Source organism: Nostoc sp. FACHB-888 (genome assembly GCF_014696655.1).
Lineage (GTDB): Bacteria > Cyanobacteriota > Cyanobacteriia > Cyanobacteriales > Nostocaceae > Nostoc.
This window is the reverse complement of sequence record NZ_JACJQM010000163.1, coordinates 1-9,422: the sequence shown is the minus strand read 5'-3', so window position 1 is coordinate 9,422 and position 9,422 is coordinate 1. Positions and strand designations below refer to the sequence as shown.

At 43.5% G+C, this 9,422-nt stretch carries 7 protein-coding genes and 2 pseudogenes; 4 read left to right on the top strand and 5 right to left on the bottom strand.

The annotated features are described in order from the left end of the window. Window positions 1-343: 343 nt before the first annotated feature. From H6G26_RS34810 to H6G26_RS34800, 3 genes and pseudogenes are all read left to right on the top strand, one after another. Entirely contained in the window at window positions 344-1,636 is a 1,293-nt protein-coding gene (locus H6G26_RS34810) for a hypothetical protein (protein ID WP_190735724.1), read from the top strand. A gap of 9 nt (window positions 1,637-1,645) precedes the next feature. Next, window positions 1,646-2,017, top strand: a pseudogene (locus H6G26_RS43225) (IS5/IS1182 family transposase); the annotation flags it as partial. 26 nt (window positions 2,018-2,043) lie between these two features. Continuing rightward, the gene (locus H6G26_RS34800) at window positions 2,044-3,291 is read left to right on the top strand and encodes an HlyD family efflux transporter periplasmic adaptor subunit (protein WP_190735720.1); all 1,248 of its coding nucleotides are present in this window, start codon (window positions 2,044-2,046) and stop codon (window positions 3,289-3,291) included. A gap of 853 nt (window positions 3,292-4,144) precedes the next feature. Here H6G26_RS34800 and H6G26_RS34790 read toward each other — a convergent pair. Continuing rightward, window positions 4,145-4,495: pseudogene (locus H6G26_RS34790) on the bottom strand (transposase); the annotation flags it as partial. A 105-nt stretch (window positions 4,496-4,600) separates the two neighbouring features. Between H6G26_RS34790 and H6G26_RS34785 the strand changes: the two are divergent. Continuing rightward, window positions 4,601-6,322 carry an IS1634 family transposase gene (locus H6G26_RS34785; protein WP_190735716.1) on the top strand — a complete coding sequence of 574 codons (1,722 nt, stop codon included), beginning with the start codon at window positions 4,601-4,603 and terminating at the stop codon, window positions 6,320-6,322. 47 nt (window positions 6,323-6,369) lie between these two features. Here H6G26_RS34785 and H6G26_RS34780 read toward each other — a convergent pair whose 3' ends face one another. From H6G26_RS34780 to H6G26_RS34765, 4 genes are all read right to left on the bottom strand, one after another. Continuing rightward, entirely contained in the window at window positions 6,370-7,023 is a 654-nt protein-coding gene (locus H6G26_RS34780) for a GPP34 family phosphoprotein (protein WP_190735714.1), read from the bottom strand. Window positions 7,024-7,222: 199 nt separating this feature from the next. Continuing rightward, entirely contained in the window at window positions 7,223-7,510 is a 288-nt protein-coding gene (locus H6G26_RS34775; RefSeq protein ID WP_190735712.1) for a hypothetical protein, read from the bottom strand. A gap of 12 nt (window positions 7,511-7,522) precedes the next feature. Next, entirely contained in the window at window positions 7,523-8,560 is a 1,038-nt protein-coding gene (locus H6G26_RS34770) for an NAD(P)-dependent oxidoreductase (protein WP_190735710.1), read from the bottom strand. A 512-nt stretch (window positions 8,561-9,072) separates the two neighbouring features. Further along, complete coding sequence (locus H6G26_RS34765; protein WP_242054106.1) at window positions 9,073-9,387, bottom strand: salicylate esterase; 315 nt, start codon at window positions 9,385-9,387, stop codon at window positions 9,073-9,075. Between the last annotated feature and the right edge of the window lie 35 nt (window positions 9,388-9,422).

The following is a 9,422-nucleotide window of genomic DNA, read 5'->3' as shown; positions in this document are numbered from 1 at the left end:
TTTGAGGCTTGGAAAATAAATCAAACGAGAAATGCTGAGTTTTTCGTTGCTTCTTAACCTTGGTTGTGATCAGGAGTAATTTAGATGCGGCCGCCCTGGGAGGCAGAAGGAAAAAATACAATTTTTGCCCTCTGCCATAAGGGTCATAAGCCCTCAATTTTATTTATAAAAAAAGCAAGAAATACTGTGTCCTTGCCAACCTTTATAAATCCTCTAAATTTATTTATGGGAATTCCCTTCTGCCCTCTGCCTTCGTACTTCTGCCTTCTTAAATACTGGCTTAATAGACAATTGATGAAATTAATAATCAGAAAATTTAAACTTGATCTTAGGAGACATATTTATGTTCAAGCAAAACTTTAATATGCATATTTTTTGGTGGATTTTGGTTTCTAGCGTCAATATTTTACTTTTAGTTATTTTTTACGAAACAATATATTTAAATGAGATTTCAATAGCAATTTTTAGTGTCAGCAATATACTAGTAGCTGTTTTAGTCCGTAATGAACTAATTTTGCATTTATTGTATCGTTTGGCAGTATGGACTTCGGTAAAGATTGTTTATGGCAAATACTATCTTAATAGTGGCGTTCATTATATTGGTGGGGTTCACGCCTCATGTGCTACTTGGGGTTTTCTCTGGGTAATTGTTGATGTATTTCAGCAGTTGGGAAACCCAAGCGATCCTTTATCAATGGCTACAGAGAGCGATCCTATATCAATCGTTACATCCAGTATATTGTTAACACTTTTATTTATTATAATCCTCACTGCTATTCCCCCATTCCGCCATAAGTTCCATGATACGTTTGAAATCAGCCATCGCTATCTGGGATGGACTTGTTTGAGTATTCTCGTCTTGCATCAAATTAGATTTCAATTTATCATCGCTCTAAACCAAGCTTATCCTCTAGAAACTTTATTAACTAATCCAGTTTTACTCATGACCGCGCTAATGATTTTCAGCATATTTTTGCCTTGGATAAGCGTGCAGTGTTTTGATAATTTTAGGATGGATTGTCCATCTGTTGGAGTTTTAGTTGTGACTCTTCCAGGAAGGGCTGACGTAGGAACATTTGCTCGAATTAGTCTAGATGGTATTGAATGGCATTCTTTTTCTGTTGCAGGAACGAGTTTCAGCAAACAAACGGGCGAATCAGAAATTCATTTAATAATCGGCGCGGTAGGTGACTGGACTAAAAATTTGATTCGGCAAGTTGAAAAAGGAAATTTGCCCAAACGATTATGGGTTCGTCGAGTCAAGCCTCCTGGTTTTATGTTCTCAATTAACGCTTATTCACGAGTAGTTGTAATCGCAACTGGAGCAGGAATTGCACCAGTCATACCTCATGTAATAGAAAATAGTCACAAACTTTGTATTGTGTGGATCGCTAACGAACACGAACAAACTTACGGCGAAAAGCTTTGGTCTTTGCTTGACTCTCATCCTCGTTGCAATATTTTCGATACAGGAATGCATGGTAGACCAAATGTAGAGCAGCTAGTTCTTGGTGCCGTTCGAGATTTTAGGGCGCAAGCTGTGTTTTGTGTATCCAACAAAGCGGTTACTGAAAAAGTGGTCAAGGCTTGTTTGGGGAAAGGTATTCCAGCTTATGGAGCTAGCTGGGATTCTTGAGATTGCCGAAGCAGTGAAACTTTACGCTGTGTATGGGTACAGCAATATGAACTACAACAGGGGCAAGTCTATTGGCGAGAAGCCGACAACTTACCACCCAACAAACAGCTCATCCAGTCTCCGTATGATATTGAAGCGCGTAACTGCACAAAAAGAGAAATGAATTGGACGAGTTATATCCTACATCTGACAGAAACTTGTGATGATGATGCACCGCATCTAATTACCAATGTTGAAACCACGCCTGCAACGACTAGCGATGTGGAGATTACTCAGATTATTCATCAAACTTTGGCTGATAAAAACCTCTTGCCAAATGAACACATTGTTGATATTGGTTATGTTGATGCCCAACACTTGTTAACCAGTCAGACTGAGTATAGAAAAGATTTTCTACAATTTGTTTCATGAAATTAATTAAAACAGCTTCAGGAAAAATTATCCTTTCGATTCTAGCCCTTAGCTGTCTAGCTGTTATTGGAGTTAGGCTGAGACGCAACTTTTCTCCAATTATTAGTGTACAAGCTTTTGTTAACGGTGAAATCATTTTTGTGCGGGCATCCATTCCAGGCGAGCTAGAATTGAAAAGTGAGAAAATTAAGTTGAGCAACCAACTTGAAAAAGGTACACAAATCGGTACTATTAAATCTACTGTTGAAAATCCACGAGTCTCAGTCCTCAAAATTGAAAATCAGCAATTGAAAACTCGCTTACAAGATGCTCAACAGGAACTCTCTGGGGTAAAACAGCAAATTCAAAATCGAACTAAATTGATGAACTTGTTTAAACAACAAACTGTCACCCAGAAAATGCTTCAACTCAAATATGCCCGTCAACAAATAAAACAACTTGAAGAGGAAATCGCTGGAGAACAAGTCAGAAAAAAAGTAGCGCTTGCTGACGCTCAACGCCTTGCTAGTTTAGCAAAGGAGGGGGCAGAAACTGTTTCCAGAGCTGAAAACAAAATTGCAGAAGCGCAGCAAGCCAAAGCTGTAGTAAAGGAAGCTCAATCAAGAATTGAGCTAGCCAAGCTCAACTCAGAAGCAACGAAAGCCGGACTTCAGCTAGAAGGAACTCGCACCTTAAGCTATCCTGAAACTCGCGTTCACGAACTTGATGTAGAGTTAACAGACCTAAAGGAACAAGAAAGAATCCTCTCTAAAGAAATCCAGAGTATTCAGTCACAGTTATCCATTACCAGTAAAGAATTGCTCTCTCAACAAAACGTCTTGGTCATAGCACCAACAACAGGTGTGATTTGGTCAATTGATTCCCAGCCCCAGGAAATAGTCGAAGCTAATAAATCGATTATTCAGTTACTCAACTGTCAGAATCTTTGGATAGAGGCATTCATAAATGAGACTGATGCGTCGAAACTTGTCGTTGGACAAGAAGCCCAAATCAAACTTAATAACTCAAGTAATATCCAATGGAAAGGACGAGTAGAGACAATCAGAGCAGGTACAGGTCGTTTTGAAGTCGGGCAATATGTTGTAGAACCACCGCCAGAAATTGCCCGTCGTCAACTACCAGTACGGGTAGCGACAGTGCGAATCAAAGTTGATTGGCAGAAAACTCCTAGATTTGACGATTTTTGTCTGGCAGGGAGGAGTGTAAACGTTCGCTTTCTTGGGCCAAAGTCCTCCTTTTTTTAGCGCTTGTCCAACTTTTGATAACCAATGGTTTACAAAATCTGACGGCTTTGTTGCATGAAACAAAGCCCATAGAATGCAACTTTTGGCAAACATCCTCGTCTTTTCAGCAGAGCGAATAGACGAGAATGTTTGCCAAGCATATTAAGTTAGGTTAGAAGTCAACGACTGGGGGAGCAACCTACTTATAAGCCACTGCTGTTAGTATCCTCGTCTTCACCATCAAGCGCGTTGCACACCCTAAAGAAGGAGTTCACCTCATGGACATTAGGTTCTCAATCCCGTCTGCTCCCATACTTGTGTTTCTGTTTGTGGCGTACCTTGCTACCCTGTTGTACCTTACTGTCTATCAAGGCAGAAGGTTGAGTGTTTTCCGGTCGGCAATTCTAACTGCATTCATAATCTACCTCCTTGCCGTTCTTCATCTTGTGTTGTTCCCAATTCAGGTACAGATTGGCAGGTATGCTTCACAAAATCCTGGGTTTATTAACGCTATACCGCTCCTTACCACTGATCTTCGCAGCTTTTTGTCAAGTGTCATCCTGATGGTTCCGCTTGGCGTGTTTCTCCCGTTGCTCTTACCGACATCCTCGTCTGTCAAAACCATCGCGCGGCAAACGTTCAAACTCTCCCTAGCCATCGAACTCACGCAGTTCGTCACTAACGTTATCCTGGGAAATTGGCGCGTTCCCGATGTTAATGATCTTCTTGCAAATACACTAGGCGGGGTGCTAGGGTATCTACTGCTCAAACAGATGTCACGTATTGCACTTATTGACCAGCTCTTCCATCGGGACGCACGCCCAACGCGCTGAACGAACGCCCGAGTCAAAGCATACTCGTAGCGCATATAGGACTAATATTTGATTCCTGAAAAAGCTCCGTACATTTGAAGGGTGGGGAAATCAAAGGCAGTGTGTCGGATAAACCATTCAAACATCCACTTCAGATGAGAGAACGAAGGAATCAAAGCACAGAAACGCCGCACCCATGTTTTAGCTTGCAACCAGATATCCTCAATAGGATTTTGTGATGGGCAATTGGGAGCAAAGCGGACACAGTGAATTTGCCATTGTTCTTCTGGTAAACCAAGGTTCACCTTAGCTAAAAAATCTTGGACTTGATGGGAACGATGGTAAGAAGCACCATCCCAAAAAAGAAGTAATCGTTGGTTGGGAGACTGGTCTAATAAATAACGTAGATAATCACTCCCGGTTCGCCCATTTTTTAATGAGTTAGGAAAAGTAGATAGTCAAAAGTATACCGAAGGACATATTTCCAAAAAAACTAGATCAGGTATATGTTCGCACTTATGACTACTGAACCCATAATCACAAACGAACGAGTCGATGATATACCTATACTTCTAACTCAAATAGAGCGTATGGGCGTACAATCGCTAATTGATAAACATTTTCCCAGACACGGAAATTGGCAAGGTCTAAGTCTGGGAAGTGTAGCAGTAATTTGGTTAGCACACATATTATCGCAAGCAGATCACCGTTTAAATCACGTCCAAGGCTGGGCTTCTAAGCGGTTAGAAACATTGAAAACATTTTTTGGAGAAGAGTTAGGTGAACTTGACTTGACGGATGATCGTCTAGAAGCCCTATTACGTTATCTTGACAGGGATAGCGACTGGTACTCATTTGAGTCAGAACTTGGAGGTAACTTGCTACAAGTGTACGATATCAAACCAGAGCGAGTTCGTATGGATAGTACAACAGCTTCAAGTCACTGTGGGATTAATTCTGAAGGATTATTCCAATGGGGCCATAGCAAAGATCATCGTCCAGACTTGGCACAAGTGAAAATAATGTTATCGACATTAGACCCTTTAGGAATGCCAATTGCAGCTGAAATACTATCAGGGGAAAAAGCCGACGATCCGTTATACATCCCGGCAATTGAAAGAGTACGTTCAACGCTAAAACAGTCAGGGTTACTATATATTGGCGACTGTAAAATGGGTTCAATTGCGACGAGAACTCATATTGTATCTGGTGGGGATTTCTATCTTTGTCCTCTCAATGCAAAACAAGTCCCATCTAAACAATTAATTGAATATCTTCAACCAGTTTGGGATGGTAAACAAGAATTAACAACTATTGATTATGATTATGCTGATGGGAAAAATAAAGAAATTGCTAAAGGGTTTGAAATAAATATTTCTCAAACAACAAAGATTGATGGTAATGAATTGACTTGGAATGAGCGACAAATAGTTGTACGTTCTTTCGCAATCGCAGAAACAGAAGAAAAATCTTTACGCGACCGCTTACAAAAAACGAATAATGCCCTGGAACAGCTTAAAATACCTTGTCGTGGCAAGAAAAAGTTAACCACGATTGACTCATGCCAGTCTGCTGCTAATGCTATTCTCAAACGTTATCGTACCAGTGGACTTTTTAAACTTGACATTCAACTTAGTATTTCTCGAAAAATTAAGAGGCGATATCTTGATACACCTTCTCAAATAGTAGAAGAAACTTCGATAAACCTGGATTTTGAAATTGATGAAGATGCAGTTTTAAGACAAATTAAGTTGTTAGGCTGGCGAGTCTACGTTACAAATCAAACAAAATCTCTGTTATCTTTGAAACAAGCTGTTCGTGCCTATAGAGATGAGTATTTAACTGAACGAGGATTTGCTCGACTTAAAGGCTTTCCTTTATCTTTAACTCCAATTTATTTGCAGCGTGAAGATCATATTACAGGATTAATTCGCCTACTTTCAATTGGGTTGCGTGTTTTGACCCTTTTAGAGTTTCAGGTTCGTCGCAATCTGGAGCAAAATAAGGAAAAGCTAACTGGACTTTATATTGGTAATCCTAAACGAGAAACTGCACGTCCTACTGCTGAGATACTTCTTGCTGCATTTAAGGAGATTACCCTGTTCTTAATTGAGGTTAAAAACGAAGTTTATGCTCATTTGACTGCCCTTTCACCCTTACAGCAACGTATTCTTGTTTTACTTGAGTTCCCAACTACTATTTACACTCAACTTGGTGGTCAATCTTTTACTCCTGAGTAGCCTTTCTTCTAACTCCCGAAAAAATGGGCGAACCGGGAGTAACGATTTCATCGGACATTGATTGCACCCAGAAGCGTGGCTGCTTGAACGGTGAAAATTGCTTTTGAAACGGCTTGACCGACCAACTCCTCTCTTGCGATCGCTTTAATTCGCGATCGCGCTTCAGGACGTTCTTCAGGTCTGAACACCGCATCGGTCAGGTCAGAGGCTTGCATCAAACTAATCAATGCTGCCATCCGAGAATCCAGTCCAATGCCTTCTAACACGGCTTCACGAACTTGCTGGACAATCTCGCGTTGAATGGATTCATCGGTTAGAAAATATCGCTGCGTTGGGAACAGTCCAAGAATGCGTTGCTCTTGTCGTTGCAAAACACCTAAATCGACTAAGTTCTGCAACACAACCGGCTGAAACCATCTGTATCTTCGTCTCCAACGAGTAATCCAGAACCTTGCAGTTCGAGGTCGAGACGATGCCAGAACCTCATTGAGGTGTCGATCTAAGAATTCATCGCCTGTGTTGCCTGTGATCGCACCGATCACACGATTGTTGTTGTCGATCTCAAGTTTGCCTTGCAGTACTAAGTCTAGTAACAAAGAACCGACCAAGCCATATTCGAGCGCTGCGTAGAAAGAGAAGCGAGTTTTCCCAGTTTGGGGATTGAGTGCAAGAAGGATTAAGTCCTGTGAAAGATATTGCATGATGAATTCCTTATTGAGGTATGTTGCGGTTCCTTCGGAGTTGCGCCTCGGCGCTAATCGCAAGTTTGATGCCGAAAGGTAAGGATCTTAAGCGGCTTCTGTCCATGTGCCTGTGTGATCGCCGCGTTTACCGCTTCTAAGATGGCTTTATTGTTCTCTGACATCTGAATCTCTCCTCTGTTCAAAGCAACAAAAAAGCTTATTCTCTGTACCAAACACGCACACATTGAAAGCAATTGATTGCAAGACCCTGACTGATCATCACTGGGTGGAAAGCATTACTGGTCGTCACTCCGTAGACATCATCACTTGTGCCTTCAATCCGATCGGGTAAAACAACAGTTTCAACATTGATCACCTGTATCGTTGTACTTTCGATCCACTGATTTACAGCACTCACAACCTCCGAGAAAGATTCATACTCGGAAGGTCCGCCGAAGGGTCCCCGTTCAGTAATCCGAGGCGCGAAATCTTTGCATTTAATCATTTTTCTACCACCTTAAAACTGTAGAGTTGACTTAGAGTCTTCGTAGATAGTCGCTCCCGCACTGCGGAGTTCATTCAGAAACCATTCGGTATCCGAGAGCAGTTCGGGTAGGTAAAGCCCAGGGCGGGCAGGAGCGCGGTCGTTCAGTCCCAATACCGACACGAGAGAAAGAACGACGCTCAGACCCGTTAGTGAGGCTGCGCCATGCTTGAACTCCAGCATCGCTCGCGAACGCTGCGTTCGACCATCGGCTTCGCCCTCAATCTCGACGACGATCTCGGTCGCTGCCTCACCGCCCCGGTGGCGACTGGATGATTCGTCAGTCACTAGGTCGAAACGTACATTCGATGCCCCAGTAGCAGCATGGAGGCTAGCGATATCGAATGTGGAAAATGCGGTAGCATCAAGTAATCGACCGTCAATTGATTCAATCTTGCCCTTTGCTGCGTCGCCGGACAGCCATACGCGCCGCCCACCCTCAAATACCATTGCGGGGGGAGCAGCCCCGTGTACCCGTTCCATATCTTCGAGCGACGCTGGACCTGCTGGATCATTCTCGTCGAGGATTGCTCCGATCTGGATGGAGTGGATGACCTCGAAGCCTTTGACACTGTTGAGTGCCAGAAACACAGCCGCACCAGCCATCCAGTGACTGGCGAGCACGACGGGTGCTGCGGTCGCACGATGTGCGAACATCGCCAACTCAGGTCCGATTTCGGTGAGGGCAGCGTTGATGTTCAGGTAAGGGATGCCCAAGTCCTGCGCGTAGCTCAGTCCTTTGAGTCCGGCTTCGGGAGCCAACATGACTACAGCAGCTACTGTGACATCATCACCGAGACCCAAGCGGGGCTTATCGACATCTATGGCAACAGCTTCGGCAGCGCCCACCTCCTGGGCGACTTCACCTGCCGATTGCAGGTTCCGTCCTCCGAGGAGCACTCGAACGCTGGGGTGCCTCTTGCGGAACCACCTGACGGCATTGCGCCCCACGAAGCCCGATCCTCCGGCAAAAAGTACCTGTCCTAAAGCCACCTTATTTTCAAGTATCATGATTTTTACCTCTTGTTATGAAACCAGTTGCATTTACTTGAGTGTGATGACTTCCAACACTCAGCTTCTTTCAGATTCTGATGGTGCTTCTTTCAGCAATAGTGAATCTGTGTCGAGGTCATTCCAGCAAATCGCTTAGTAACCACCTATTCAGAGCTGCGATCGCAAAAAGATATCTGAAGGCAGATCGCGATTTAGCCTGCTGTATATCCACCATTGATCGCGCTTGGGTTGCCCAGTGATATAGCTAGCAGCATCACAGCAGAGAAACACAACCGCTTGAGCAATTTCCGTTGAGTTTACGGGTTATTCGCTACTCGCTGATACAGGTTCGATATACAAGCGTGCCCACTTGATCTGATCCGCTTGTACACCAACAATACTCACGCCGCGCATACCAAACTGCGTACCATCACGATGGGTGCCGAACCAGTACCACTCAGCCCAAGCCGTGTCACCCTCTACTGCCGAACGGAGCAACTCGTTTATTTTGTTATGAAGCCATCATGTTGCTAGTCCCGTCCTGCCACAATAATCTTTTCTGCTAAACCAACCGGGTTAGAAAACATCATTTCATGGCTACCGGGCATTTGCACGAACCGAAATTGCCCTAAGCGGTTAGACATCCTGGGATGCCATCCCCACTCGCCTTGAGGTAAAGCAGTGTCTTCTGTACAGTAGAGGTAACTTTTAGGAATGGGCAGCGAGTAAAACTGCCTCAAGTCCAGCTTGTCAATCCACGGTTGATACGGTTCAGGGGAGAATGGCACTAAGAAAAGCCGAAACACTTGTGGGTTAAGCAGTTTGCAATTGTTTACGTAATTCATTCCGGGGTTTGGTCATTAAGGGGTAAGCTTTAGGG

Bases quoted from the DNA above. Each gene is read 5' to 3' on its own strand.
- H6G26_RS34770 (WP_190735710.1), bottom strand. From the start codon at position 8,560: ATGATACTTGAAAATAAGGTGGCTTTAGGACAGGTACTTTTTGCCGGA.
- H6G26_RS34765 (WP_242054106.1), bottom strand. From the start codon at position 9,387: ATGAATTACGTAAACAATTGCAAACTGCTTAACCCACAAGTGTTTCGG.
- H6G26_RS34800 (WP_190735720.1), top strand. From the start codon at position 2,044: ATGAAATTAATTAAAACAGCTTCAGGAAAAATTATCCTTTCGATTCTA.
- H6G26_RS34780 (WP_190735714.1), bottom strand. From the start codon at position 7,023: ATGCAATATCTTTCACAGGACTTAATCCTTCTTGCACTCAATCCCCAA.
- H6G26_RS34785 (WP_190735716.1), top strand. From the start codon at position 4,601: ATGACTACTGAACCCATAATCACAAACGAACGAGTCGATGATATACCT.
- H6G26_RS34810 (WP_190735724.1), top strand. From the start codon at position 344: ATGTTCAAGCAAAACTTTAATATGCATATTTTTTGGTGGATTTTGGTT.
- H6G26_RS34775 (WP_190735712.1), bottom strand. From the start codon at position 7,510: ATGATTAAATGCAAAGATTTCGCGCCTCGGATTACTGAACGGGGACCC.